Origin of the sequence: Pseudomonas sp. ADAK21 (assembly GCF_012935735.1) — a bacterium.
In the GTDB taxonomy this organism is placed as follows: domain Bacteria; phylum Pseudomonadota; class Gammaproteobacteria; order Pseudomonadales; family Pseudomonadaceae; genus Aquipseudomonas; species Aquipseudomonas proteolytica.
This window is the reverse complement of the sequence record NZ_CP052857.1, coordinates 2,051,772-2,075,665: the sequence shown is the minus strand read 5'-3', so window position 1 is coordinate 2,075,665 and position 23,894 is coordinate 2,051,772. Positions and strand designations below refer to the sequence as shown.

24 protein-coding genes are annotated in these 23,894 nt (G+C 60.8%); 8 read left to right on the top strand and 16 right to left on the bottom strand.

The window, feature by feature from the left end; translation table 11 throughout:
* Positions 1-17: 17 nt before the first annotated feature.
* The gene (gene ctaD / locus HKK57_RS09575; RefSeq protein WP_029290313.1) at positions 18-1,607 is read right to left on the bottom strand and encodes a cytochrome c oxidase subunit I; all 1,590 of its coding nucleotides are present in this window, start codon (positions 1,605-1,607) and stop codon (positions 18-20) included.
* A 58-nt stretch (positions 1,608-1,665) separates the two neighbouring features.
* Positions 1,666-2,793 (bottom strand): cytochrome c oxidase subunit II, encoded by a 1,128-nt coding sequence (coxB, locus tag HKK57_RS09570; protein ID WP_070995518.1) that lies wholly within the window; start codon positions 2,791-2,793, stop codon positions 1,666-1,668.
* A 367-nt stretch (positions 2,794-3,160) separates the two neighbouring features.
* Here coxB and HKK57_RS09565 point away from each other — a divergent pair, with 367 nt between their 5' ends.
* The gene (locus HKK57_RS09565; RefSeq protein ID WP_169390078.1) at positions 3,161-3,808 is read left to right on the top strand and encodes a hypothetical protein; all 648 of its coding nucleotides are present in this window, start codon (positions 3,161-3,163) and stop codon (positions 3,806-3,808) included.
* 160 nt (positions 3,809-3,968) lie between these two features.
* On the opposite strand, the gene HKK57_RS09560 is transcribed toward HKK57_RS09565, so the two are convergent.
* The 8 genes from HKK57_RS09560 to prlC form a co-directional block, all read right to left on the bottom strand.
* Positions 3,969-5,504 carry a SulP family inorganic anion transporter gene (locus HKK57_RS09560; protein ID WP_154908004.1) on the bottom strand — a complete coding sequence of 512 codons (1,536 nt, stop codon included), beginning with the start codon at positions 5,502-5,504 and terminating at the stop codon, positions 3,969-3,971.
* A gap of 85 nt (positions 5,505-5,589) precedes the next feature.
* On the bottom strand, positions 5,590-6,321 hold the full coding sequence (locus HKK57_RS09555; RefSeq protein ID WP_169390077.1) for a carbonic anhydrase: 732 nt from the start codon (positions 6,319-6,321) through the stop codon (positions 5,590-5,592).
* 227 nt (positions 6,322-6,548) lie between these two features.
* Positions 6,549-7,607 carry a PA0069 family radical SAM protein gene (locus HKK57_RS09550; protein WP_169390076.1) on the bottom strand — a complete coding sequence of 353 codons (1,059 nt, stop codon included), beginning with the start codon at positions 7,605-7,607 and terminating at the stop codon, positions 6,549-6,551.
* An 81-nt stretch (positions 7,608-7,688) separates the two neighbouring features.
* Positions 7,689-8,987 (bottom strand): cytochrome c, encoded by a 1,299-nt coding sequence (locus tag HKK57_RS09545; protein ID WP_169390075.1) that lies wholly within the window; start codon positions 8,985-8,987, stop codon positions 7,689-7,691.
* 12 nt (positions 8,988-8,999) lie between these two features.
* On the bottom strand, positions 9,000-10,784 hold the full coding sequence (locus tag HKK57_RS09540; RefSeq protein ID WP_169390074.1) for a GMC family oxidoreductase: 1,785 nt from the start codon (positions 10,782-10,784) through the stop codon (positions 9,000-9,002).
* A gap of 2 nt (positions 10,785-10,786) precedes the next feature.
* Positions 10,787-11,539, bottom strand: coding sequence for a gluconate 2-dehydrogenase subunit 3 family protein (locus tag HKK57_RS09535; RefSeq protein WP_029290293.1), 753 nt, complete (start codon positions 11,537-11,539; stop codon positions 10,787-10,789).
* 270 nt (positions 11,540-11,809) lie between these two features.
* The gene (locus HKK57_RS09530; protein ID WP_029290288.1) at positions 11,810-12,085 is read right to left on the bottom strand and encodes a YheV family putative zinc ribbon protein; all 276 of its coding nucleotides are present in this window, start codon (positions 12,083-12,085) and stop codon (positions 11,810-11,812) included.
* Positions 12,082-14,133, bottom strand: coding sequence for an oligopeptidase A (prlC, locus tag HKK57_RS09525; protein WP_169390073.1), 2,052 nt, complete (start codon positions 14,131-14,133; stop codon positions 12,082-12,084). The genes HKK57_RS09530 and prlC overlap by 4 nt, the downstream gene beginning before the upstream one ends.
* A 101-nt stretch (positions 14,134-14,234) precedes the next feature.
* Between prlC and HKK57_RS09520 the strand changes: the two genes are divergently transcribed.
* The gene (locus tag HKK57_RS09520; RefSeq protein ID WP_029290286.1) at positions 14,235-14,777 is read left to right on the top strand and encodes a gamma carbonic anhydrase family protein; all 543 of its coding nucleotides are present in this window, start codon (positions 14,235-14,237) and stop codon (positions 14,775-14,777) included.
* A complete protein-coding gene (locus tag HKK57_RS09515; RefSeq protein ID WP_169390072.1) occupies positions 14,774-15,433 on the top strand; it encodes an HAD family hydrolase in 660 nt (219 codons plus the stop codon). The genes HKK57_RS09520 and HKK57_RS09515 overlap by 4 nt, the downstream gene beginning before the upstream one ends.
* Before the next feature lie 604 nt (positions 15,434-16,037).
* Here HKK57_RS09515 and HKK57_RS09510 read toward each other — a convergent pair.
* Positions 16,038-17,081, bottom strand: coding sequence for an aminopeptidase (locus HKK57_RS09510; protein ID WP_169391188.1), 1,044 nt, complete (start codon positions 17,079-17,081; stop codon positions 16,038-16,040).
* Between the two features lie 87 nt (positions 17,082-17,168).
* Between HKK57_RS09510 and HKK57_RS09505 the strand changes: the two genes are divergently transcribed.
* Complete coding sequence (locus tag HKK57_RS09505) at positions 17,169-17,597, top strand: PA0061/PA0062 family lipoprotein (protein ID WP_169390071.1); 429 nt, start codon at positions 17,169-17,171, stop codon at positions 17,595-17,597.
* On the opposite strand, the gene HKK57_RS09500 is transcribed toward HKK57_RS09505, so the two are convergent.
* Both HKK57_RS09500 and HKK57_RS09495 read right to left on the bottom strand, forming a co-directional pair.
* Entirely contained in the window at positions 17,598-17,837 is a 240-nt protein-coding gene (locus tag HKK57_RS09500; protein ID WP_029290278.1) for a DUF1161 domain-containing protein, read from the bottom strand.
* Positions 17,838-18,046: 209 nt separating this feature from the next.
* Positions 18,047-18,478 (bottom strand): OsmC family protein, encoded by a 432-nt coding sequence (locus HKK57_RS09495; RefSeq protein ID WP_029290276.1) that lies wholly within the window; start codon positions 18,476-18,478, stop codon positions 18,047-18,049.
* Between the two features lie 211 nt (positions 18,479-18,689).
* On the opposite strand from HKK57_RS09495, the gene HKK57_RS09490 reads away from it, so the two are divergent.
* Positions 18,690-19,691: an LLM class flavin-dependent oxidoreductase gene (locus HKK57_RS09490; RefSeq protein ID WP_029290274.1), complete on the top strand. Its 1,002-nt coding sequence runs from the start codon at positions 18,690-18,692 to the stop codon at positions 19,689-19,691.
* A 58-nt stretch (positions 19,692-19,749) separates the two neighbouring features.
* Here the strand turns inward: HKK57_RS09490 and HKK57_RS09485 are convergent, their stop codons facing one another.
* Both HKK57_RS09485 and HKK57_RS09480 read right to left on the bottom strand, forming a co-directional pair.
* The gene (locus tag HKK57_RS09485) at positions 19,750-19,974 is read right to left on the bottom strand and encodes a DUF1161 domain-containing protein (RefSeq protein ID WP_029290272.1); all 225 of its coding nucleotides are present in this window, start codon (positions 19,972-19,974) and stop codon (positions 19,750-19,752) included.
* Positions 19,975-20,087: 113 nt separating this feature from the next.
* Positions 20,088-20,303 (bottom strand): dodecin, encoded by a 216-nt coding sequence (locus tag HKK57_RS09480; RefSeq protein WP_029290270.1) that lies wholly within the window; start codon positions 20,301-20,303, stop codon positions 20,088-20,090.
* A 155-nt stretch (positions 20,304-20,458) separates the two neighbouring features.
* Between HKK57_RS09480 and HKK57_RS09475 the strand changes: the two genes are divergently transcribed.
* Positions 20,459-20,785 (top strand): DUF883 family protein, encoded by a 327-nt coding sequence (locus HKK57_RS09475; protein WP_003170746.1) that lies wholly within the window; start codon positions 20,459-20,461, stop codon positions 20,783-20,785.
* Here HKK57_RS09475 and HKK57_RS09470 read toward each other — a convergent pair.
* The gene (locus HKK57_RS09470; RefSeq protein ID WP_169390070.1) at positions 20,782-21,678 is read right to left on the bottom strand and encodes a LysR family transcriptional regulator; all 897 of its coding nucleotides are present in this window, start codon (positions 21,676-21,678) and stop codon (positions 20,782-20,784) included. The two genes, HKK57_RS09475 and HKK57_RS09470, sit on opposite strands and share 4 nt — an antisense overlap.
* A gap of 109 nt (positions 21,679-21,787) precedes the next feature.
* Here HKK57_RS09470 and trpB point away from each other — a divergent pair, with 109 nt between their 5' ends.
* Both trpB and trpA read left to right on the top strand, forming a co-directional pair.
* Positions 21,788-23,014, top strand: a complete 1,227-nt coding sequence (trpB, locus tag HKK57_RS09465; protein WP_154908008.1) for a tryptophan synthase subunit beta — start codon at positions 21,788-21,790, stop codon at positions 23,012-23,014.
* Positions 23,014-23,823, top strand: a complete 810-nt coding sequence (gene trpA, locus HKK57_RS09460; protein ID WP_029290259.1) for a tryptophan synthase subunit alpha — start codon at positions 23,014-23,016, stop codon at positions 23,821-23,823. The genes trpB and trpA overlap by 1 nt, the downstream gene beginning before the upstream one ends.
* Positions 23,824-23,894 lie beyond the last annotated feature (71 nt).

The window sequence follows — 23,894 nt, the reverse complement described above, 5'->3', positions numbered from 1 at the left end:
GCCTACAGACCCGCTGTTCATTTGACCTCCGGCGGCGTGGTGAAGGTGTGGTACGGCGCTGGCGAGGGAATGCTCCACTCCAGCCCTTCGGCACCATCCCACGGCTTGGCCGGCGCGGGCTTACCGCCACGGATGCACTTGATCACGATAAACAGGAAGAAAATCTGCGTGGCGCCGAACATGAAGGCGCCAATCGACGACACCATATTGAAGTCGGCGAACTGCAGGTTGTAGTCCGGCACACGGCGCGGCATGCCGGCCAGCCCGACGAAGTGCATCGGGAAGAACGCCATGTTCATCCCCACGAACGACAGCCAGAAATGCAGCTTGCCCAGGGTTTCGTCGTACATATGGCCGGTCCATTTCGGCAGCCAGTAGTAGGCCGAGGCGAAGATCCCGAAGATCGCCCCAGGCACCAGTACGTAATGGAAATGCGCCACCACAAAGTAGGTGTCGTGGTACTGGAAATCCGCCGGGGCAATGGCCAGCATCAGCCCGGAAAAGCCGCCGATGGTGAACAGGATCACGAAGGCCACGGCAAACAGCATGGGCGTCTCGAAGGTCAACGAACCTTGCCACATGGTGCTGACCCAGTTGAACACCTTGACCCCGGTGGGCACGGCGATCAGCAGGGTGGCGTACATGAAGAACAACTCACCCACCAACGGAATGCCCACCACGAACATGTGGTGCGCCCACACGATAAACGACAGGAACGCGATACTCGCGGTGGCGTAGACCATCGAGGTGTAGCCGAACAGCGGCTTGCGCGAGAAGGTCGGGATGATCGAGCTGACGGCACCAAAGGCCGGCAGGATCATGATGTACACCTCGGGATGGCCGAAGAACCAGAACACATGCTGGAACAACACCGGGTCACCGCCGCCGGCAGCGCTGAAGAAGCTGGTGCCGAAGTGGATATCCATCAGCATCATGGTCACGCAACCGGCCAGCACCGGCATCACCGCGATCAGCAGGAACGCGGTGATCAGCCAGGTCCAGACGAACAGCGGCATCTTCATCAGGGTCATGCCCGGGGCACGCAGGTTGAGGATGGTGGCGACCACGTTGATCGCGCCCATGATCGAACTGATCCCCATCAGGTGGATGGCGAAGATAAAGAACGTCACGCTTTCCGGGGCGTAGGTGGTGGAGAGCGGGGCATAGAAGGTCCAACCGAAGTTGGGCCCGCCCCCCGGGGAGAACAAGGTCGAGACCAGCAACAGGAACGCCGCCGGCAACAGCCAGAAGCTGAAGTTGTTCATGCGCGGCAGGGCCATGTCCGGCGCGCCGATCATCAGCGGGATCATCCAGTTGGCCAGGCCGACAAACGCCGGCATCACCGCGCCAAACACCATGATCAGGCCATGCATGGTGGTCATCTGGTTGAAAAACGCCGGCTCGACGATTTGCAGCCCCGGCTGGAACAACTCGGCACGGATCACCATGGCGAACGAGCCGCCGAGCAGGAACATGGCGAAGCTGAACCACAGGTACATGGTCCCGATATCTTTGTGGTTGGTGGTCAGCACCCAGCGCATCAAGCCCTTGGCGGGGCCGTGGGCGTGGTCAGCGGCATGACCGTGGTCGTCGATCACAGTGCTCATGGCCGTTCTCCTGCAAGCGGATGGGCGGGGCGGGTCAGGGCATACGCAATGAAGAGGTTCATTTGCTTTCCGCCTGTTTGATGGCCAGCACGTCTTTAGGCGTGACCATGTCGCCTTTGTTGTTGCCCCAGGCGTTACGCTCGTAGGTCACGACCGCCGCAATATCGACTTCCGACAGCTGCTTGCCGAACGCCGCCATCGCGGTCCCGGGCTTGCCGTGGTAGACGATGCTCAGGTGATCTGCCGCAGGTCCGGTGGCGATTTTCGAGCCCTTGAGCGCCGGGAACATCGGCGGCAGGCCTTGGCCTTCGGCCTGGTGACAGGCCACGCAAGTGGTGTGGTAGACCTTGTCGCCACGGGCCACCAGCTCTTCAAGTGTCCACTCTTTGGAGGTCAGCTCCTTGAGCTTGGCGGCTTCTTCCTTGCGCTCGCCGAGCCAGGTTTCATAGTCCGCCTTGGACTTGACCTCGACCACGATGGGCATGAACCCGTGGTCCTTGCCGCATAGCTCTGCGCACTGGCCGCGGTAGATGCCGGGCTTCTCGACCCGGGTCCAGGCCTCGTTGACGAAGCCGGGGATGGCATCGCGCTTGACCGCAAACGCCGGTACCCACCAGGAGTGGATCACGTCGGCGGCGGTCACCAAAAAGCGCACCTTGGCGCCCACCGGCAGCACCAGCGGCTGATCGACTTCCAGCAGGTAGTGTTCGCCCTTGGTGGCCTTGTTCTGGATCTGCTCGGCGGGGGTGGCCAGGTTGCTGAAGAACTCGACGTCCTGGCCCAGGTACTTGTAGTGCCACTTCCACTGATAGCCGGTGACCTGGATATCGATATCCGATTCACTGCTGTCGTAGATGTTGATCAGGGTCTTGGTCGCGGGAATAGCCATGGCGACGAGGATCAGCAGGGGCACGACGGTCCAGAGAATTTCGACCGTGGTACTTTCGTGGAACTTGGCCGCCACCTGGCCCGTGGAGCGCCGATGCACAATCATCGACCAGAACATGGCGCCAAACACGATGATGCCGATCACCACACAGATCCAGAAAATGGTCATGTGCAGGTCGAACACAGCGTGACTGACTTCGGTGGCCCCTGGTGCCATATTCACTGTCCAGGCGGCCTGCGCCTGGCTGAATACTGACCACAAGAGTAAGCCCATCCAAACATGTGGATGTCGCGTCATTGCGGGTTCCCCTTATCGTTCTTGTTATCCCGCCGGTTTGCACCTGCGGCCAAGGGGGCGGCTTCCAAACTGCTTACATCCGCCAAGCCTTGCCTGCCTAATGCAGTCGGGCGTCATCAGCTAATTGCGTACAAACCCGAGTATAGACAGCGACTGCGACCCCGCAATGTGTGGGGACAAATCAGTAAAAAGAGACGAACGGCGCTGGCCGGCCAGCAGATTAAAGGCCTATCCGACGAACGATGGCATTTCGATATAACAGCGGCGCATAACCATGAAATAATTATGACAAATGCGTCTTAGGGGCTCGTATAAACGAGCTACCTTATGCAATCCCCTTTCCTACGCCCGTATTCCTGGAGCTTTCATGAACACCGCCGCATTGCGCGAGCAGATTTCCCGTGCCCATCAACACGAAGCGTCCACTGGCCAATTGGCTAAACAACTGGACGCTCAGTTACCACACCTGCATTCGGCCATTTCCCTGGCCGAGGGTGATCGTAATGCCGTGATGACGCGCTTCGTCACCGCCTACATCGATCAGGTTCCGGACCTGCTGGACGCCGCCAACGACGTGGCCCGGGAAGCAGGGATTGAAAGCCAGATCAAGCCGGTGCTGAAAATCGCCGAGCATTTCTTTCTCCAGCCACCGGCCATCCTCGCCGCCCATGAAGGCATGAACGGCCTGCTGGACGAGGCCTACCTGGCCCACCGGCTGGTGGAAGAAGTGAACGATTTGTATATCAAGCACTTCGGCCAGCCGTTGATTCCGGCGGACACCACCGTTGCCAATGTGATTGCCCACCAGTTGATCGGCGAAGATTTCGCCAACCAGCTGGATGAAGCCGTGCACCTGGCGGTGGATGAGATGCTCAATGAAGAGAGCTTTGCTCTGGAGTCCGTCGAGGCCTATCGCGAGCAGCTCAAGAGCCCGGCAACGGAAGCCGCGTGGAAGCGCTGGCCTTGCCTGTCGCGCCAGCTGGGCGTGGAGTTGGAGCTGGATCAGCCGGCCTAGAGTTGCGGCCTGGCACAGAACAAAATGTGGGAGGGGTTTGTGTGGGAGCCGGGCTTGCCCGCGATGCAGGCACCGGGGTGCATCAGTTACACCGCGGTGATGCTATCGCGGGCAAGCCCGGCTCCCACACAAGCCCCTCCCACTTTTTTATGCGGTTTCGTCAGCCCACCGACGGGGCAGAACCAATCCGGGTCGTGGTTCTTATCCGCCCTTCCAACCGACGCTTCAACCCGCGCGCCTCGATCACCAACTTCGAGCCCTTGGCCGCATTGGCCCGCCCCCATTCCTCCAGCAATTCCAGGCACGAGTGATCCACGTAGCTCAGGTTATTGAGCGGCACATGCACGGTGCTTCCCGCGGGCACTGTCGCCAGTACCTGAGTCAATGCGGGCACCTTGAGAAAGGTCGCCGCGCCTATCAACCGCAACTCCATTTCACCGTCCTGGGGCAGGTCGATCAGGCTGACTTTCAAGCGTGAAGCCTTCCACGCCAGTTTCACCAGGGTCAGGCCGAAGCCCACCAGCACACCGGTCAGCAAGTCGGTAAAGATGATCGCCAGGGCCGTGGCCGCGTAGGTGAACATCGGCATCCGACCATAGCGCCCCAGGCCACGGAACGCCTTGAGGTCCACCAACTTGATGCCGGTGTACACCAGCACACCCGCCAGGCTCGCCACCGGAATGCTTTGCAGCACGCTCGACAGCAGCAACACGAAGGCCAGCAGCCAGAGACCATGGAACATTGCCGACAGACGCGTGGTTGCGCCCGCCTGGACGTTGGCCGAACTGCGCACGATCACCCCGGTCATGGGCAATGCGCCCACCAGGCCACACAACATGTTGCCTACACCCTGGGCAGACAATTCCTTGTCGAAGTCCGAGCGTTGGCCGTTGTGCATCCGATCCACAGCTGCCGCCGAGAGCAAGGTTTCGGCACTGGCAATAAAGGCCACCGCGAAAGCAGCGATCAGCAGGTTGGGGTCAGCCAGGTTCAGCAGGTCACTGGGGCGGAGCCAGTCGATGGCATCGGCGAGGTTTTCCGGCACTTCCACGCGTTTGACCTGCAATGCCAGCATCAGGCTGGCTGCCGTCGCCAAGCCCACCCCCAGCAACGCACCCGGTACAAAGCGCAGTTTTTGCGGACGAAATTTATCCCACATCCACATCACCAGAATCGTCGACAACCCCAGCAGACCGGCTTGCCAGCCGAGACCGGGAATGGCCAGGGCCACTGCAGCGGGGAAGCCGGCAAGGTTATCCAGCCCAGACGGCTTGGGCGCTCCATCGAGCATCACATGCACCTGCGACAGGACAATCAGCACCCCGATCCCCGCCAGCATGCCGTAGACCACCGCAGGCGCCGTCACCCGGAACCAGCAGCCCAGGCGCAGGCGCCCGGCCACCAGTTGCAGGAAGCCCGCCAACAGCAGGATCGGCCCGAGCATCAGCATCCCGTGCTGGCGCACCAGTTCGAACACCAACACCGCCAGGCCGGCAGCCGGGCCACTGACTTGCAGGGGCGAGCCGGCCAGCCAACCCACCACCAGGCCACCGATGATCCCGGTGATCAGACCCTTGGCCGGCGGCATGCCCGAAGCAATGGCGATCCCCATGCAAAGTGGCAAGGCCACCAGAAACACCACCACCGAAGCCAACAGCTCCCGTGGCAGCACTGTTTTCAATTGAGCTGCACGCATAATGACTCTCCCGAGGCATTCGCCGGGCGTGGCAAGGCCTGGCTGCATCCATGGCAGCCATCGCATTACCCGGCAGGGGATTGTTTTAGAAGCGCGCTTTGGGCGTCGCCGAAGGGATCGGTCCGGAACCGGTCAGCGGCAGGAACGTGGCCTGGTCCGCATCATAGGCTTTGATCTCGCTGGTCTCGATGTTGTAGATCCAGCCATGGATAAACAAATGACCGTTGGCCATGCGCGAAGCCACAGAAGGGTGGGTGCGCAAATGTTGCAACTGGGCGATGACGTTTTCTTCGGTCAGCACCTGCATGCTTTCGCCTTCATTGGCGCAATCACAGTTGTCCTGGACCATGGTCTTGGCGACCTCGGCATGGCGCAGCCAGGCTTTGACCGTGGGCATCTTTTCCAGGCTCTGGGGGTTGAGCACCGCCCGCATCGCGCCACAGTCGGAGTGGCCGCAGACGATGATGTGCTGCACGCCCAGGGCCAGCACCGCGTACTCGATGGCCGTGGACACACCGCCGTTCATCTGCCCATAAGGCGGTACGACGTTGCCTACGTTACGGGTGACGAACAAATCGCCCGGGGAGCTGTGGGTAATCAGTTCCGGAACAATGCGCGAGTCGGCGCAGGTGATAAACATCGCCCGTGGGCTCTGGGCCGTGGCGAGTTTCTTGAAGAGTTCTTCCTGCTGGGGAAAGACCTCGTTATGGAAATGCAAAAAGCCATCAACGATGTGCTGCAGCGCTGCATCGGCGGACTCCGCCTCGTGAGGGGCTGAAGCCGACGCAGCCAACGGCTGTTTATCCTTGTCACTCATGATTCATCCTCGTAGTTGGAGCAGGGGAGTGTTGCAGTTCAGTTTGGCGCGCGACCATTGCAATAATTGGAAAACCACACCAGCCGCGACGCAGACCCACCAGTCACTCGATGAACAAGGTACCTGCCAAAACTTAACTCAAACTGAATCAACCGCTCTATCTCGCGGGTTTCAGTGATGTCAAAACGCGACCACCCTGGCTGGGCAGTGCGCGCATTTGTATCAGTCTACAACAAAGCCAGCTGCCTGCCGGGCGGACAGAATGCACTGCAATCGAGGTTGAAGCCTTCCCGTCGGTCCAGCCCCAAGCGCTTGATCGCCTTGGCAAATCGTTTCGCCAGCAGGTCGGCAAACGGCCCCTCACCGCGCATGCGTACACCGAAGCGGCTGTCATAGACTTCGCCACCGCGCACCTGGCGGACCAGGCTCATCACATGGGCCGCCCGTTGCGGGTAATGGGCCGCCAGCCACTCCTCGAACAGCGGCGCCACCTCAAGGGGCAGGCGCAGCATCATATAGGCGGCGCTCTGCGCCCCGGCGGCATGGGCCTCGGCGAGCAGGCTTTCCAGTTCGCTGTCGTTGATCATCGGAATCATCGGCGAACACAGCACGCCTACCGGGATGCCCGCCTGACGCATCACCCGGATCGCCCGCAAACGCGCCTTGGGCGCCGCCGCACGGGGCTCCAGGATGCGCTTGAGTTCATCGTCCAGGCTGGTAAGGCTGATCATCACCGCTACCAGCCGCTGGCGGGCCAGCGCCGTGAGCAGGTCCAGGTCACGCAGGATCAACGAACCCTTGGTCACGATAGTCACCGGGTGACGATAGCGCAGCAGCACTTCCAGGGTTTGCCGGGTGATCTTGTACTCGCGCTCGATGGGCTGGTACGGGTCCGTGTTGGAACCCAGGTTAATCGGCGCACACACATAGCCGGGCTTGGACAATTGCTGCTCCAGCACCTCGGCGGCGTTGCTCTTGGCGATCAGCTTGGTTTCGAAGTCCAGGCCCGGGGACATGTCCCAATAGGCATGGCTGGGCCGCGCATAACAATAAATACAACCATGCTCACAGCCCCGGTAAGGGTTGATGGAGCGATCGAACGGCAGGTCTGGCGAGGTATTGCGGGTGATGATGGTCTTCGCCGTCTCGATACGCACTTCGGTACCCTGGGTCGGCGGCACTTCCTGATACCAACCATCGTCCTCGGCCACACTGACCGTGGGCGCGAAGCGATTGTGCAGGTTGGTGGCGGTGCCTCGCCCACGCGGCGGTAGAGGAGTGGACATGAAAGCGCCTCGATACTGTTTTTATATACAGTATCGAGGCGCAGCGTATCTGACCAGTGCCGTTGGGCGGCAAAGCCTGAATCAGTGACTCGTGGTCACTTGCCCCAGATCGTCGCCCGAGGTGCTGTGTTGATCGCTCTTGCGCAGGTCGCCGACTTCGCCGGCCTTCACCGGCGCGCCCTGGTTACCCCAACTGCCACGAATAAAGCTGACCACATCCGCCACTTCCTGATCCGACAACCGCCAGGCAAACGCCGGCATGGTGAAGGTGGATGGCGCGGCGTGAGTGGCCGGCAGGGTGCCGCCCTTCAACACAATGTTGATCAGCGACGTGGCATCTGCCGTCTGCAACACCGGGTTGCCCGCCAGCGCCGGGAACACGCGGGTGTAGCCATGGCCGTCGGTACGGTGGCAGGCCGCGCAGTTGTCGATGTACACCGCGGCACCTGGCTTGCTGTCATCGCCCTTCCACAGCGCCTCGGCCACCTGTTTGTCGTATTGGTGCGGCTGATCCTTGGGGTCGACTGCCGGCAGGCTCTTGAGGTAACGGGCGATAGCTGTCAGGTCGTCTTCAGACATGTATTGCATGCTGTGGACTACCACATCGCTCATACCGCCAAATACCGCGCTGCGATCACTGCGACCGGTCTTGAGAAACTGCACCAACTGCTCTTCGCTCCAACTGCCCAGGCCGTCCTTGTGGTCGCCGCGCAGGCTTTTGGCGATCCAGCCTTCCAGTGGCGCACTGCCGGACAGGAACGCCGCCCCGTCCGCCGCGCTCAGGGCCTTTTCCTGCATGGTCAGGGCCCGCGGGGTATGGCAAGCGCCGCAGTGACCCAGGCCTTCCACCAGGTAGGCGCCACGGCTGATCACCGGGTCGGAATCGGCCGGGGCCTGATAGTCCGCCACCTCGGGCGCGAACATCCAGCGCCACGCCGCCAGGGGCCAGCGCATGCTCAAGGGCCAGGGAATATCACTGTCCTGGTTCGCCTGGGCGACCGGCTCCACGCCTTTCATAAAGTACGCATACAGCGCCTGCATGTCGGTTTCGCTGACACGTGCATAAGACGGGTAGGGCATCGCCGGGTAAAGGGTACTACCGCTTTTGGCGACGCCATGGCGCACGGCCTTGTCGAAGTCTTCAAAGCTGTAGTCACCCAGGCCGGTTTTGTCCGGGGTGATGTTGGTGGAGTAAATCACGCCGATCGGGGTTTCCATCGGCAGGCCACCGGCAAACGGCTTGCCGCCCTTGGCCGTATGGCAGGCCACGCAGTCACCGGCGCGGGCCAGGTATTCGCCTTGCTTGATCAAATCGGCTTGCGCGGCGCTCACCGAGCAACTGCTGAACAAGGCCAGGGTCGCGATAACAAATGCTTTCATGGTCGTCGCTCCTTATGCCTGAACCAGCGGGCCGGGGTTTTTCAAGTACTGCTCGCGAATCGCCCGGGCCGACCAGTAGGTCAACGCCGCCACTAGGCCCGTAGGGTTGTAGCCCAGGCCTTGTGGGAAAGCAGATGCGCCCGGGACAAACACGTTGTGTACATCCCAGCACTGCAAGTAGCGATTCAACGCGCTGGTCTTCGGGTCGGTACCCATGATCGCGCCACCATTGAGGTGGGTGGTCTGGTAGGACGCGGTATTGAAGTGTTCGCCGACTTTTTTGCCGAGCACGGCAATCGCCTTGGGGTTCATCGCCTCAGCGATCTTGCCCATTTTCTCGACCATGAAGCGGTTCATCTTGATGTCGTTTTCCTGCCAGTCGAAGGTCATGCGCAGCAACGGCAGGCCGTAGGCATCACGGTAAACCGGATCCAGATCGAGGTAGTTGCCCCTGTAGGACTGATGGGCGCCGTGGGCATCCATCGACACCTGGTGGGTGTAGTAATCGGCCGTGGCGCGCTTCCACGCGCTGCCCCAGGCCGGCGTGCCCGGTGGGTTGGAGGTCCCGGCAATTGGTCGACTGCCCGCCTGGTTGACCCACATCGGCGAGCCGCCGACGAAGCCATGGGGCCCATGGTCGAAGTTGTCGGCGTTGAAATCGTCCACCGCCACGCCGTTGCCGCCGGCGCCGATGAAGTTGTTGGTGTGCACGTCTTTATCGAAGTAGGCCTTGATGGTGGCCATGTTCTGGTAGGCGAAGTTCTTGCCCACCACCCCTTCGCCCGTGATCGGGTCGTAGGGCTTGCCGATGCCCGAGAGCAGCATCAGGCGCACGTTGTGGAACTGGAAGGCGCCGAGAATCACCAGGTCCGCCGGTTGCTCGATCTCGCGGCCCTGGGCGTCGACGTAGGTCACGCCGGTGGCCTTGCGCTTGGTGCTGTCGAGATTGACCTTGAGCACGTGGGAATTGGGCCGCAGCTCAAAGTTCGGCACCTGGCGCAACGCTGGCAGGATATTCACGTTGGGCGATGCCTTGGAGTACATGTAGCAGACATACCCACTGCAAAAACCACAGAAGTTGCACGGCCCCATCTGTGCACCATAGGGGTTGGTGTAGGGCCCCGAGGTATTGGCCGACGGCAGGTTGTAGGGTTTGTAGCCCACATCGGCGGCAGCTTTCTGGAACAGTTGCGCCGAGTAGGTATTTTTCTGCGACTCCAGTGGGAAATGGCTGGAGCGATCCGGCGCATAAGGGTTGCCGCCCTTGCCTTCACCCACCAACTGGCCTTTTACGGTCCAGGCCTGGCCGGAGGTGCCGAAGACTTTTTCGGCGTAGTCAAAGAACGGTTCCAGCTCTTCGTAGCTGACGCCGAAGTCCTGGATGGTCATGTCCTTGGGAATGAAGTTTTTCCCGTAGCGCTCTTCGTAATGGCTGCGCATGCGCAACTCGATAGGGTCCACCCGAAAATGCACGCCCGACCAGTGCAGGCCCGCGCCGCCCACGCCATTGCCCGGTAAAAACGCGCCCAACTGCCGGTTGGGCAAGGCAATGTCATTCACGCTATGGCGAATGGTCACGGTTTCCTTGGAGATGTCCTGGAAGAGTTTTTTACGCACGCTGTAGGTCAGTTCATCGATCACCTGTGGGTAGTTACCGTCCGGGTAGGTGTCCTGCATCGGGCCGCGCTCCAGCGCTACCACGTGCAAGCCTGCTTCGGTCAGTTCCTTGGCCATGATCGCGCCAGTCCAGCCAAAGCCAACGATCACTGCATCGACTTTCTTCATGATGGTCGCCACGCTTATGCCCTCTCGCCACGGATGGAAACAGCCGGGAAGGGGTATTGCTCGTTGCGTTCAACCCAATCCATGAAATCGGCGCGGGCGCCGGGGAAGCCGATCATGGTCCAGCCGACCATGCCTTTGTTGCCGCCGTGGATCGGGTCGCAGAAGAACCCCTCCTTGGTGTTTTGCAGCAACAAGTTGAAGAAAATCTTCGGTGGGACCGCCGCGAAATGCTCGCCGGTTTCCGCACCACCAGCCTCCAGGCGACGCAGCAAATCATCCTGGGTAGCGCTGTCTTGCCCGGCAAATGTTTTACCGTTGAACGCTTTCGACCAGGAATCCGTGGCAGCAATACCCAGGCGATAGATCTCCTTGGGCACCAGCTTGCTCTGCCAGCCCATCTCGGGCGGCGCGTCGGCGTTGAATGGGCCTTGCATAAACCACAGGGCACCGCTGGCGTAAGGGGTGTTCATCTGGCGGTCGATGTATTCCGGCGCACCGGCTTCCAGGGCGCCCGGGCCTTGGGCATCGGCAGGAATCAAGCGCGCGACGGCGGCGTTGATAAACGCCCATTCCTCGGCGGTGAAGTAGCTGGGCTCGTAGGCCTTTTCACTGGCGGGTGCCTTGGCCGGGCTGGCTTGGGCAGGTTCGGGTGTGGCCATCAGCATCGAGCCGCCAAGGCCGGTACTGGCAACCGTGACCACCGGGATCAAGGTCAAGGATTTGCGCAAAAAGTCACGCCGGGGGTTGTCTCGATCTTGATCAGACATGGTGGCACCTCATCATGTAGTCACGGGTTTGAGCAGTCGCTTCGTGGAGCGGCTTGTCGTTTTGATAGCAATGAATAGTTACAAATGATAGCAGGCTAAGTAATGAAGGAATCGTTTCAGCCAGGAAAATCGAGAAATGCGCGCAAAAAAAATGTAGGAGCGAGCCTGCTCGCGAAAATCTCAAGGACGCAGCGTTCATCCGGAATGAACGCGTTATCGTTAACGATCTTCGCGAGCAAGCTCGCTCCTACAGTGGTTGGCGTAGCTTCTTTAGTCTTTTTTCAGCTTCGGATTAGGGAAGAACTGTACCGCCTGCACTTTGGGATCCGCGGGTGCTTTCAACGCCGAGGTATTGACCCGCGTGCCCAATTCCTTGGGCACCGACAAACCTTGGTCGTTGAGCGTGTCGGTATAGCCGCAGGCCACGCATTCGCGATGGGGCACGCTGTCTTCGGTCCACATCTTCAACTTGTCCGGTTCGCTGCACGCCGGGCACACGGCGCCGGCGATAAATTGCTTTTTGGTGATCACAGGCCCGTCACTCATGCTGCCGCGTCCTCACTCAGGCCGCTGTGGCGCAAGAGTGCGTCAATCGACGGTGCGCGTCCGCGGAAGTCGACGAACAACACCATCGGCGCCTGGGAACCACCACGGGCCAGGATCGCCTCGCGGAAGGCACGGCCGGTTTCGGCGTTGAGCACGCCGTCTTCTTCAAACTTGGAGAAGGCATCCGCCGACAACACTTCGGCCCACTTGTAGCTGTAGTACCCCGCCGCATAACCGCCAGCGAAGATATGCGCGAAGCTGTTGGGGAAGCGGTTGTAGGCGGGTGGACGCATTACGGACACTTCGTCACGGATGCCTTCGAGTACCTTGGCCACGCTGCGGCCATCGCCGTGGGTGGCATGCAGCTCAAAGTCAAACAGCGAGAACTCCAGTTGGCGCACCATCATCAGCCCCGACTGGAAGTTCTTCGCCGCGAGCATTTTTTGCAGCAGGTCCTGGGGCAGTGCTTCGCCGCTTTCATAGTGACCGGAAATCAGCGCCAGGCCTTCCGGCTCCCAGCACCAGTTCTCCATGAACTGGCTCGGCAACTCCACCGCATCCCAGGCCACGCCATTGATGCCGGACACGCCCGCGTGTTCGACGCGGGTCAGCAGGTGGTGCAGGCCATGGCCGAATTCGTGGAACAGGGTGGTGACTTCATCGTGGGTCAGCAGGGCAGGCTTGCCGCTGTCGGCCGGGGTGAAGTTGCACACCAGGTTGGCCACCGGGCTTTGCAGGGTACCTGCCGCGGTACGCCGGCGATCACGGGCGCCGTCCATCCACGCACCGCCACGCTTGTTGGCGCGGGCATACAGGTCGAAGAAGAAGCGGCCGACGTGTTGGCCGTTTTCCTTGATTTCGAACAGGCGAACATCCGGGTGCCAGGTATCGAAGCCTTTCTGCTCGGCGATCTCGATGCCGTACAGGCGCTGGACAATGGCAAACAGGCCACCCAGCACTTTGTCGATCGGGAAGTAGGCGCGCAGGGCTTCCTGGGACACGCTGTAGCGCTGTTCACGCAGCTTTTCGCCGTAGAAACCGCTGTCCCAGCTTTGCAGGTCGGCGCAGCCTTGCTCGGCGGCGTAGGCCTTGAGCTGCTGCAGGTCCTGGGTGGCGAACGGTTTGCTGCGCTTGGCCAGGTCACGTAGGAAACTCAGTACCTGGTCGCTGGATTCGGCCATTTTGGTGGCCAGGCTCAGTTCGGAGAAGGAGGCGAAGCCGAGCAGTTGGGCCAGTTCCTGGCGCAGGTCGAGGATCTGTTCCATTACCGGACCGTTATCGTTCTGACCGGCATTCGGGCCCTGGTCCGACGCGCGGGTGCAGTAGGCCGCGTAGACTTCTTCGCGTAGCGCGCGGTCGTGGGCGTAGGTCATCACCGCGTAGTAGCTGGGGAATTCCAGGGTGATCAGCCAGCCATCGAGGCCTTTGGCCTGGGCCGCAGCAGCCATTTGCGCCTTGGCCGAATCGGTCAGGCCGGCCAGGGTGGCTTCGTCAGTGACGTGCTTGGTCCAGGCCTGGGTGGCGTCGAGCAACTGGTTGGAGAACTTGCTGCCCAGTTCGGACAATTTGCTTTGCACTTCGGCGTAGCGCTTCTGCTGCTCAGGCGGCAGGTCGATACCCGACAGACGGAAGTCGCGCAGGGCGTGCTCCAGGATGGTTTTTTGCGCCACATCAAAACCGGCGGCTTCGGGGCTGTTGGCCAGGGCTTCGAACGCCTGGAACAGCTCGCGGTTCTGGCCCATCTCGGTAGAGTAGGCGCTCAAGGCCGGCAGGCAGGCCTCGTAGGCTTGGCGCAATTCAGCGCTGTTGCACACGGCATTCAGGTGGCTGACCGGGCTCCACGCCGCGCCCAGGCGGTCGTTGAGTTCGTCCATGGCCAGGACCAGGCCGGCCCAGGTCGGATTTTTCCCCTGGCTTTGCAGGATGCCTTCGATGGCAACGCGGTTGTCGGCCAGGATCTGTTCAATGGCCGGTTGGACGTGCTCGGCACGGATCGCCGAGAACGGCGGCAGGTCGTAGGACTGCAAAAGAGGGTTGTTCGCGCTCACGGTTGGCACCTTGGCTGAAGAAACAGGTAAGACAAAGATGGGGCCATCTTAATTACAATCAACGTCCACCGCAGCTATCAACCAAACAGAGAGAGGCTATCGTGACCCTTCGCACCTATCAGAATCACACGCCAACCCTCGGCGCCGGGGCTTTCGTCGATGCTTCGGCGGTGGTGATCGGCGATGTTGAAATCGGCGCAGACAGCTCGGTCTGGCCGCTGACGGTGATTCGCGGCGACATGCACCGCATCCGCATCGGTGCCCGCACCAGCGTGCAGGATGGCTGCGTGCTGCACATTACCCACGCCGGCCCCTTCAACCCGGACGGCTTCCCGCTGCTGATCGGCGACGACGTGACCATCGCCCACAAAGTCATGCTGCATGGCTGCAGCGTCGGCAGTCGCATCCTGATCGGCATGGGCAGCATTGTGATGGACGGCGCGGTGGTTGAAGACGATGTGATCATCGGTGCCGGCAGCCTGGTGCCGCCGGGCAAAAAACTGGAAAGCGGTTTTTTGTATGTGGGTAGCCCGGTTAAACAAATCCGCGCGCTGACTGACAAGGAACGCGCCTTTTTCACCTACAGCGCCGCGAACTACGTGAAGCTCAAGGACCTGCACCTGGCAGAAGGATTCGACCAATGACCCTGGATTACCAGACTGTCCTGTTTGACCTGGACGGCACCCTGACCGACCCACGGGAAGGCATCACCCGTTCGATCCAGTACGCCCTGGCCAAGCTGGGTATCGATGAGCCTGACCTGACCAAACTCGAGCACTTTATCGGCCCGCCGCTGCTGCAGGCCTTTATGCAGTTCTACGACTTCGACGAGGCCCGCGCGTGGGAGGCGGTGAATTTCTACCGCGAGCGCTTCAAAGTCACCGGGCTCTATGAAAACCGCGTGTTTGACGGGGTCATGCCACTCCTCGAAGAATTGAATGGCCAGGGGCGCCAGTTGTATGTGGCTACCTCCAAGCCGTGGGAATTTGCCCGGGAGATCGCCAGGCATTTCGATTTCGCCAAGCACTTCAAGGTGATCTACGGCAGTGAGCTCGACGGTACCCGTACCAACAAGGTCGAATTGATCGCCCACTTGATGCACGAAGAAGGCCTGGATCCGGCCAGCACCTTGATGATCGGCGACCGCAAGCACGACCTGATCGGCGCGCGCAGCAATGGGCTGGATGCGGCGGCGGTGGGGTATGGGTTTGGTAGTTTTGAAGAGTTGAGTGCGCAGGCGCCGCGCTGGCATTTTGAGACGTTGGACGAGATGCATCAGGCGTTTTTGCGGCGGGCGTGAGATGGCTATCGCGGGCAAGCCCGCTCCCACATGTTGATGTGTGAACACCGTCAAATGTGGGAGCTGGCTTGCCTGCGATGAGCATGAGTATCTACACAACTCTCTGATACTTCTGGGCTCTGGGTTTTGGGCTGATGTAGGGGGCATATCCATTGCTGCGGTAACGGCGGCCATGGGTTCCGCCCTTACGGCGGCTCACTTTTGAACAGCGCAAAAGTAAGCAAAACGCTTCTTGCCCCACCACTCGGTGCCTCGCCTAGGCTCGGCATGCCCGCAGTCAGGCATTGCTCCGTGGGCCCGCCGCGATCGGCCATCCATGGCCGTGTCGCGGCTACCCCGGCATCCTGCCGGGGTGCCCACTGCGCAATACCTGCCTGCGGCCATCGTGGTTTAACGGGGCGCCCAAGATCAAAAGCCAGATCAACAGCAAAAGCAAAGCTGCCTACCTGTGGGAGCGGGCTTGCCCGCGATGGCGTCAGTAAGAATCCCGCAAAGTGTCAGATATCCAACGTCATCGTTAACGACCATCGCGAGCAAGCCCGCTCCCACAGAGGAGTTCGTCAGTTTCTGAAAGTTGTGTAGATACTTATGCTGCGATGAGGCCCTAAAGGTCACCGCCTACCAACTGCTTCAACGCCACTTTACGCTGCGCAACCGGCAACCCACCCAACTGTTCCACAGCACTGTAGAACTTCAGCCAATCCCCTCCCTCCCGGCGAAACAACGCCGCAAACGCTGGCACCCACTGGTCATACAAACCAAACGGCAACAGCCGCGCATTGTTCATCGGCTGATTGATCCAGGCGTCATACCGCGGGTCGCCGGCCCACTGACTGTCGCGTAACTGCCGATACTCACGGCGCAAACGCTCGAACTCGTCAGCCTTGGCCTGGCGCATTGCATCGGCGGCCAACGGCTGCGCATACAGGCGTTCCAAGCGGGTGCGGGTGTCGAGGATCAGTTGGGTAAATTGGTCGCGCTGCTTCAAGGCCGACACGCTCGCAGGCCCAAGGCCACGGGCCGTACGCCATTGCCGGGTGCCTTCCTGTTCGACAAAGGTGGCAAATGACTCATTGAACTCAGTGTCGTCCTTCACATAAAAACGCTGGTGCGCCAGTTCGTGAAAAATCACCGTGGCCAGACGCTCTTCGCCCCAGCGCATCATCGAACTCATGATCGGGTCATCAAACCAGCCCAGAGTGGAATAGGCCTCGACCCCGCCAATCGACACATCCATGCCGCGCAGTTGCAACAAGGCAGCCTCGCCCCGTGCGGCACCTTGGCTGTAATAACCGCGATAGGCCACACACCCGGCGATCGGGAAGCAATGGTTCTGGGGTAACAAGGAAAATTCTGAGGTAGCGAAGACATTCCAGACCACGTACGGCCGACCGATATCGGCGTACAGGCGGTAGCTCTGGTTGTCGGGCAAGTGCAACGCTTGGCTGGCAAAGGTCCGCGCCTTCTGGGATTGCGCCAAATGCTCCCGCAAAACTTGCGCACGCGTCGGGTCGGCGATCACCTTGGCCACCGGCTCGCGGGCCTGCAGCAGTTGCCATTGGCCGCTGGCCAGTTGGCTGTAATAGCTGACACTGGAGCAACCACCGAGCAACACACACGCTAGCCCCGCCAATAAACGCCGCACCATTTCAAACCGCTCCAGAGTCATTGGCCTGCCAGACTAACGGGCTTACAGGAGGTATGCTCATACGATTCCTACGCTTGAGTGCTCACTATGCGTCAGCTCCTGCTTCCCTTGGCGGCGATTTTTCTCAGCGCCTGCACCTCCACACCGATCCCGCCGGCCGACCCGCAACAGGCCTGGGTCGATTTCGCCACCCCGACACCGGGCGCCAAACTGGTCATGGCGCAACGCCTGGACGGCAAAGCCCTCGATGATGGGCGCTACTTCCAGGTGCCACCGGGCAGCCACGAGTTGATGGTGCGTTTTGATTTTGAAGTGTATGCCGGCGCAGGCCTGGGCGGCGGGTTGAACCAGCCCCAGGAGCGCACGTGTTTTATCACCCTGCAATACGACCAGTTCGAAGCCGGTCAGCGCTATCGCCTGGAAGGGCGCTCGCTGGGCTTTACCCCCAACATCCGGCTGTATGACGCCGCACGGCAGTTGCTGGCAGAGGAGCGCAGCATCAACTGTATTCCCTGATCAGTTATTGTTGCGCTGGTAGATGATGCGCTTGGTGCCGTTTTCGCAGGTGCCCACGATCATGGCTTCATCGTGATTCTTGGCTTCTTCGGCGGTGATGATTTCCAACGTGTAGGACGGGATCGCCTTGGCCTGTAGGTCGACTTCGATCTCTCTCCTCAGTTCTTCACAGTCTTTCGGCGCGGCCAGCGCCGACGTGGCCAAAGCACCGCAGATAATCGCCAAGGCAAAACGTTTCATGTGTGAAGCTCCCTAAATGCGCTGCGCACGGGTGTGCGCCAAAGGCTGCATGGGTATGAGACCACATTTGCGAAACGCGAGTTCTGATTTAACGCACAACAAAATGTGGGAGGGGACTTGCTCGCGAAGGCGGTGTGTCAGCCAATACATTTGTTGCCTGACCTAGCGCCTTCGCGGGCAATCCCGCTCCCACATTGGACCTGCGCAGATCAGTTGATGAGGGTGCCATCCAGGGTGATGGTGGCGTTCAACACTTTGGACACCGGGCACCCCTCCTTGGCCTTTTTGCTCAGCTCATCGAACTGCGCCTGGCTTGCGCCGGGGATCTTGGCCTTGAGGACCAGATGGACCGCGGTGATTGCAAAACCACCGTCCACTTGGTCCAGGGTCACTTCGGCTTGGGTGTCGATGCTGTCGGCCTTGAGCCCGGCATCGCCGAGAATCATGGAAAAGGCCATGGAGAAGCAGCCGGCATGGGCCGCGCCGATCAGTTCTTCAGGGTTGGTGCCCTTGCCGCCTTCGAAACGGGCCTTGAAGCCGTAGGGGGCTTCGCGCAGTACGCCGGTTTCGGTGGAAATAGAGCCCAGGCCGGTTTTCAGGTCGCCTTCCCAGTGTGCGGAGGCTTTTTTCACAATACTCATAGCGTTCTCCCAAGCAGTGGTTGTGCATCAGTAAGGTTCTGAGGATAGAACCTCTGGCAAAGTTCACCCTGTCGGAAAAACCAAGCGCGCAAGTAGGAAATTTCATGCTCGCTATTGAATCTCGGGTATATGCCCTCATTGCATAGAGCATGCACATGAAGCGGCAGGTTTTGGTTCGTCACAAGCCTGCGCCCTTAGGAGAAGCAGGCTTATGAAACCGTTGTCCGACGTGAAGTTTTCGACCCTCGACCTGGTGCCGGTGCGCGCCAATGGCAGCCCGGCGCAGTCGCTGCGCAATTCCCTGGACCTGGCCCAGCACGTGGAAAAACTCGGCTACACCCGCTTCTGGGTGGCCGAACATCACAATATGGATGGCATCGCCAGCTCCGCGACCTCGGTGCTGCTGGGCTACCTGGCCGGCGGGACCTCGACCATCCGGGTCGGCGCAGGCGGCGTGATGCTGCCCAACCATGCACCGCTGGTGATCGCTGAACAGTTCGGCACCCTGGAAAGCCTGTACCCCGGCCGTATCGACCTGGGCCTGGGCCGCGCGCCCGGTTCCGACCAGATGACCGCCCGCGCCCTGCGCCGCGAGCGCTCCGGCAGTGCCGATGACTTCCCCGAAGACGTGGCCGAACTCATGGCGTACCTGGGCCCACGCACCCCCGACCAACGGGTGATCGCCGTACCGGGTACCGGCACCAACGTCCCGGTGTGGCTGCTCGGTTCCAGCCTGTTCAGCGCGCAACTGGCCGGTGAACGCGGTTTGCCCTACGCCTTCGCCTCCCATTTCGCACCGCGCATGATGCATGAGGCGATTCGCGTCTATCGCAATCACTTCAAGCCTTCGGCGGTACTCGACAAACCCTACGTGATGCTCGGCGTCCCCCTGGTGGCCGCCGATACCGATGAGCAGGCCAATTACCTGGCCACCTCGGTCTACCAACGCATTCTCGCCCTGATGCGTGGGCAAAGCCTGGTGCAGCGCCCGCCGGTGGATAGCATGGACGGCCTGTGGCTGCCCCATGAGAAGGATGCGGTAGGCAGCTTCCTGGGCCTGGCGATGGTCGGAAGCCCGGCGAAAATTCGCGCCAAGCTGGAAGTATTGATCGAGCAAACCGGTGCCGATGAGCTGATCTTTACCTGCGACCTGTACGAACATGCTGATCGAATTCATTCCTACGAGCTGCTGGCGCAAGTGATGAAAGGCTGATCCGCAGGCACAAAAAAACCGACGCCCTGGCGTCGGTTTTTATGTCTGGCACACGGGATCACCCGCGGTTGTAGACGATTTCCTTGGTACCGCCCTCGCAACTGCCGACCACTTTGCCGTTGGTTGCGCTGCCTTTATCGACAATTTCCAGGGTGTACCCGGAGGCGCCATTGGCCTGGACCTTGGCCTCGATTTCGCTTTTCAGCTCGCCACAGTCCTTGCCAGCCGCCATGGCTGTACCTGCCAGGCTCAACAAACCTACTGCTAACAGAAACTTCTTCATCCGTTACTTCCTTGCGCTGATCAAAAAATGTACGCCGATGCATTTGGCACCGGCGCCCCAAGGTGTCGCGCAGGTTATGGCAATCGGCCAGCGTGCAAGTTCAACCGTGCCTATCAACTATTGGCAATACGAAAGCCCACCTTGAGGGTCACCTGAAAGTGCGCGGCCTTGCCGTCCTTGATGTGCCCACGGGTTTCGGTCACCTCAAACCACTCCAGGTGCTTGATGCTCTTGCTGGCCTCGGCCAGGGCATTGTTGATGGCGTCCTCGATGCTGGTTGGCGACGAGCCCACCAGTTCGACTTTCTTATAGGTGTGATGATCAGTCATGAGCGTTCTCCTGGGTGGTTGAATGAAGCCTAGCAGTGATTCTTCGTACTGCTTCTGGCGGTACTTCTCACTTGAAAGTTCAGATTTACTGCACTTTCTGAAACCCCCGCAGTCGGAATCAACACACGTTACTCATTCACTCCAGGAGAGCCCACATGGCCAACACCTCTTTACGCAAAGCGTCATTGGAAAGCATGGAAGCCGAGATTTCGAGCCTGCTCAAATCCCTTGAGAGCCTCAAGGACGATGCGTCTGACGAGTCGCGCAAAACCCTGAAGGCCCTCAAAAGCAATGCCGAGAATGCCCTCAAGCACTCTCGCCACTTGATCAGCGATGCCTACGAAGAAAGCAAAGTCAAAATCCGCGAAACCGGGGTTGCCACCCGTGACTATGCGCAGGAACACCCGTGGACCACCGCCGGCGTTGCCGTTGGCGCACTGGGCCTGCTGGCTGCCTACCTGCTGTGCAAACGCGGTGACTAAACCGGTTGGCGCGCAAGCTCAGCCTTGAGCCACTGCGCCAACTGCCGAGCGCGCCCATCCGCGGCGCGCTTGGGTAGCCACAACGCCAGTTGCGCCGGGGTCTGGCTAAAGCCCCACGGCGCAACCAGGCGACCGGCACGCACATCCTCCGCCACCAGCGGTTGCGGGGCGATCGCCACCCCCAGGCCAGCCACGGCCGCCTCCAGCAAATAATACAAATGCTCAAACCCCTGGCCGTACTTCAACGCGCCAGCGTCGATGCCATGGTGCTGTGCCCAGTTGGGCCAGGCTTGCGGGCGTGAAGTGGTGTGCAACAAAGCCTCGTCCAACAAAGCCTGCGCAGAGGCCTGGCGCAGGGCTTGGTAGTGGGCAAAGTGCGGGCTCATCACCGGGCCAATGCGTTCGCTGGCCAGTTCGTATACCTGCATATCCGCAGGCCACGGGGGCTCGGCAAACAGCAGCAGGGCGTCCAGGCCAGGCCGCCGTGGATCAAGGTCGCCTTCGCCCGCCGACAGATGCAGGCGCAAATCCGGCAAATCCGCATTCAAGCGCCCCAGCCGCGGGATGAACCAGCGCGCCAGCAGGCTGCCAGAGCAGCCAAGCACAAACGGCGCGTCGGCGCTGCTCTGGGTCAGCTCCCCGCACACATCGCGCAAGCGCTCGAACGCCTCGAAGCTGGCATCGCGCAGCCTCACACCGGAATCTGTGAGTTTAATGCCGCGCCCATCCTTGACGAAAAGGCTCACCCCAAGATGTTCTTCCAACACTTTCAGTTGTCGGCTGACGGCGCCATGGGTCACATGCAATTGCTCTGCAGCCTGGCTGACGCTGTTGAGGCGGGCAGTGGCTTCGAATGCACGCAGGGCGTTAAGCGGGGGAAGGTCTCGGCTCATCTGTGAGTTTTCCTGACAGGTTGTGGCGATCTTATCGGTTTTCACGGTCAAGCGTCAGAGGTAGAGTGGCCGTCATTGCCTCTCCCACACTTTGTTCCTGGAGCGCCCCATGACTCAGTCCCAGACCGATTTACGCAACGGCCCTGACGCCAACGGCCTGTTTGGCGCGTTCGGCGGCCGCTACGTGGCGGAAACCCTGATGCCGTTGATCCTCGACCTGGCCCGCGAATACGAAGCGGCGAAGATCGATCCGGCCTTCAACGAAGAACTTGCCTACTTCCAGCGCGATTACGTCGGACGCCCAAGCCCGCTGTACTTCGCCGAACGCCTGACCGAATTCTGCGGCGGCGCCAAGATCTACCTCAAGCGCGAAGAGCTGAACCACACCGGCGCGCACAAGATCAACAACTGCATCGGCCAGATCCTGCTGGCCCGGCGCATGGGCAAGAAACGCATCATCGCCGAGACCGGTGCCGGCATGCACGGCGTGGCCACCGCCACCGTCGCCGCGCGGTTTGGCCTGCAATGCGTGATCTACATGGGCACCACCGACATCGAGCGCCAGCAGGCCAACGTGTTCCGCATGAAGCTGCTGGGCGCCGAAGTGATCCCCGTGGTGGCCGGCACCGGCACCCTCAAGGATGCGATGAACGAAGCCCTGCGTGACTGGGTGACCAACGTCGACAGCACCTTCTACCTGATCGGCACCGTGGCCGGCCCGCACCCTTACCCCGCGATGGTGCGCGACTTCCAGGCGGTGATCGGCAAGGAAACCCGCACCCAGTTGCAAGCCCAGGAAGGCCGCCTGCCGGACAGCCTGGTGGCCTGCATCGGCGGTGGCTCGAATGCCATGGGCCTGTTCCACCCGTTCCTCGATGACACCAGTGTCGAGATCATCGGCGTCGAAGCGGCCGGCTACGGCATCGAAACCGGCAAGCACGCCGCCAGCCTCAACGGCGGCGTACCCGGCGTGCTGCACGGCAACCGGACCTTCCTGTTGCAGGACGACGATGGCCAGATCATCGACGCCCATTCGATTTCCGCGGGCCTGGATTACCCCGGCATCGGCCCTGAGCATGCGTGGTTGCACGACATCGGCCGCGTCCAGTACACCTCGGTAACGGACGACGAAGCCCTCGACGCCTTTCACAAATGCTGTCGCCTGGAAGGGATTATTCCGGCACTGGAAAGCGCCCACGCCCTGGCCGAAGTATTCAAGCGCGCCCCGACCCTGCCCAAGGATCACCTGATGGTGGTCAACCTGTCGGGCCGTGGCGACAAAGACATGCAGACCGTGATGCACCATATGGAAACCGCCAAGCAGGAGAAACACTGATGAGCCGCCTGCAAACCCGTTTTGCGCAACTCAAGGAACAAAACCGTGCCGCCCTGGTGACCTTCGTCACCGCTGGCGACCCGGGGTATGACACCTCCCTGGCGATCCTCAAGGGCTTGCCGGCAGCCGGCGCCGATGTGATCGAGCTGGGCATGCCCTTCACCGACCCGATGGCCGACGGCCCAGCGATCCAACTGGCCAACATCCGGGCGTTGGGCGCCAAGCAGAACCTGGTGAAAACCCTGCAAATGGTGCGCGAGTTCCGCAAGGACAACAGCGATACGCCGCTGGTATTGATGGGCTACTTCAACCCGATCCACATGTACGGCGTGCCACGCTTTATCGCTGACGCAAAAGAAGCCGGCGTCGATGGCCTGATCGTGGTCGACGTACCGCCGGAACATAACAGCGAACTGTGCGACCCGGCCCAGGCCGCGGGCATCGACTTTATCCGCCTGACCACGCCGACCACCGACGATGCACGCCTGCCGACGGTGCTCAACGGCAGCTCGGGTTTTGTGTACTACGTCTCGGTAGCCGGTGTGACCGGTGCCGGTGCCGCCACCCTGGAACACGTCGAAGAAGCGGTCGGCCGCCTGCGCCGCCATACCGACCTGCCGATCAGCATCGGCTTTGGCATCCGCACCCCGCAACAAGCCGCTGCCATCGCCCGCCTGGCGGACGGTGTGGTAGTGGGCTCGGCACTGATCGACCATATCGCCAATGCCAGCAACGACCAGCAAGCGATTGATGGGGTGTTGAGCCTGTGTGCAGCCTTGTCGGAAGGTGTACGCAACGCCCGTAAATAATCCCCACCCATTGTAGGAGCGAGCTTGCTCGCGAAGACCGTCAACGATAACGCGGGCATCCTGGATGAACG

Excerpts from the sequence above, each read along its gene's own strand:
- ctaD (WP_029290313.1), bottom strand. The coding sequence starts at position 1,607 with ATGAGCACTGTGATCGACGACCACGGTCATGCCGCTGACCACGCCCAC.
- coxB (WP_070995518.1), bottom strand. The coding sequence starts at position 2,793 with ATGACGCGACATCCACATGTTTGGATGGGCTTACTCTTGTGGTCAGTA.
- HKK57_RS09565 (WP_169390078.1), top strand. The coding sequence starts at position 3,161 with ATGAACACCGCCGCATTGCGCGAGCAGATTTCCCGTGCCCATCAACAC.
- HKK57_RS09560 (WP_154908004.1), bottom strand. The coding sequence starts at position 5,504 with ATGCGTGCAGCTCAATTGAAAACAGTGCTGCCACGGGAGCTGTTGGCT.
- HKK57_RS09555 (WP_169390077.1), bottom strand. The coding sequence starts at position 6,321 with ATGAGTGACAAGGATAAACAGCCGTTGGCTGCGTCGGCTTCAGCCCCT.
- HKK57_RS09550 (WP_169390076.1), bottom strand. The coding sequence starts at position 7,607 with ATGTCCACTCCTCTACCGCCGCGTGGGCGAGGCACCGCCACCAACCTG.
- HKK57_RS09545 (WP_169390075.1), bottom strand. The coding sequence starts at position 8,987 with ATGAAAGCATTTGTTATCGCGACCCTGGCCTTGTTCAGCAGTTGCTCG.
- HKK57_RS09535 (WP_029290293.1), bottom strand. The coding sequence starts at position 11,539 with ATGTCTGATCAAGATCGAGACAACCCCCGGCGTGACTTTTTGCGCAAA.
- HKK57_RS09530 (WP_029290288.1), bottom strand. The coding sequence starts at position 12,085 with ATGAGTGACGGGCCTGTGATCACCAAAAAGCAATTTATCGCCGGCGCC.
- HKK57_RS09515 (WP_169390072.1), top strand. The coding sequence starts at position 14,774 with ATGACCCTGGATTACCAGACTGTCCTGTTTGACCTGGACGGCACCCTG.
- HKK57_RS09510 (WP_169391188.1), bottom strand. The coding sequence starts at position 17,081 with ATGGTGCGGCGTTTATTGGCGGGGCTAGCGTGTGTGTTGCTCGGTGGT.
- HKK57_RS09505 (WP_169390071.1), top strand. The coding sequence starts at position 17,169 with ATGCGTCAGCTCCTGCTTCCCTTGGCGGCGATTTTTCTCAGCGCCTGC.
- HKK57_RS09500 (WP_029290278.1), bottom strand. The coding sequence starts at position 17,837 with ATGAAACGTTTTGCCTTGGCGATTATCTGCGGTGCTTTGGCCACGTCG.
- HKK57_RS09495 (WP_029290276.1), bottom strand. The coding sequence starts at position 18,478 with ATGAGTATTGTGAAAAAAGCCTCCGCACACTGGGAAGGCGACCTGAAA.
- HKK57_RS09490 (WP_029290274.1), top strand. The coding sequence starts at position 18,690 with ATGAAACCGTTGTCCGACGTGAAGTTTTCGACCCTCGACCTGGTGCCG.
- HKK57_RS09485 (WP_029290272.1), bottom strand. The coding sequence starts at position 19,974 with ATGAAGAAGTTTCTGTTAGCAGTAGGTTTGTTGAGCCTGGCAGGTACA.
- HKK57_RS09480 (WP_029290270.1), bottom strand. The coding sequence starts at position 20,303 with ATGACTGATCATCACACCTATAAGAAAGTCGAACTGGTGGGCTCGTCG.
- HKK57_RS09475 (WP_003170746.1), top strand. The coding sequence starts at position 20,459 with ATGGCCAACACCTCTTTACGCAAAGCGTCATTGGAAAGCATGGAAGCC.
- HKK57_RS09470 (WP_169390070.1), bottom strand. The coding sequence starts at position 21,678 with ATGAGCCGAGACCTTCCCCCGCTTAACGCCCTGCGTGCATTCGAAGCC.
- trpB (WP_154908008.1), top strand. The coding sequence starts at position 21,788 with ATGACTCAGTCCCAGACCGATTTACGCAACGGCCCTGACGCCAACGGC.
- trpA (WP_029290259.1), top strand. The coding sequence starts at position 23,014 with ATGAGCCGCCTGCAAACCCGTTTTGCGCAACTCAAGGAACAAAACCGT.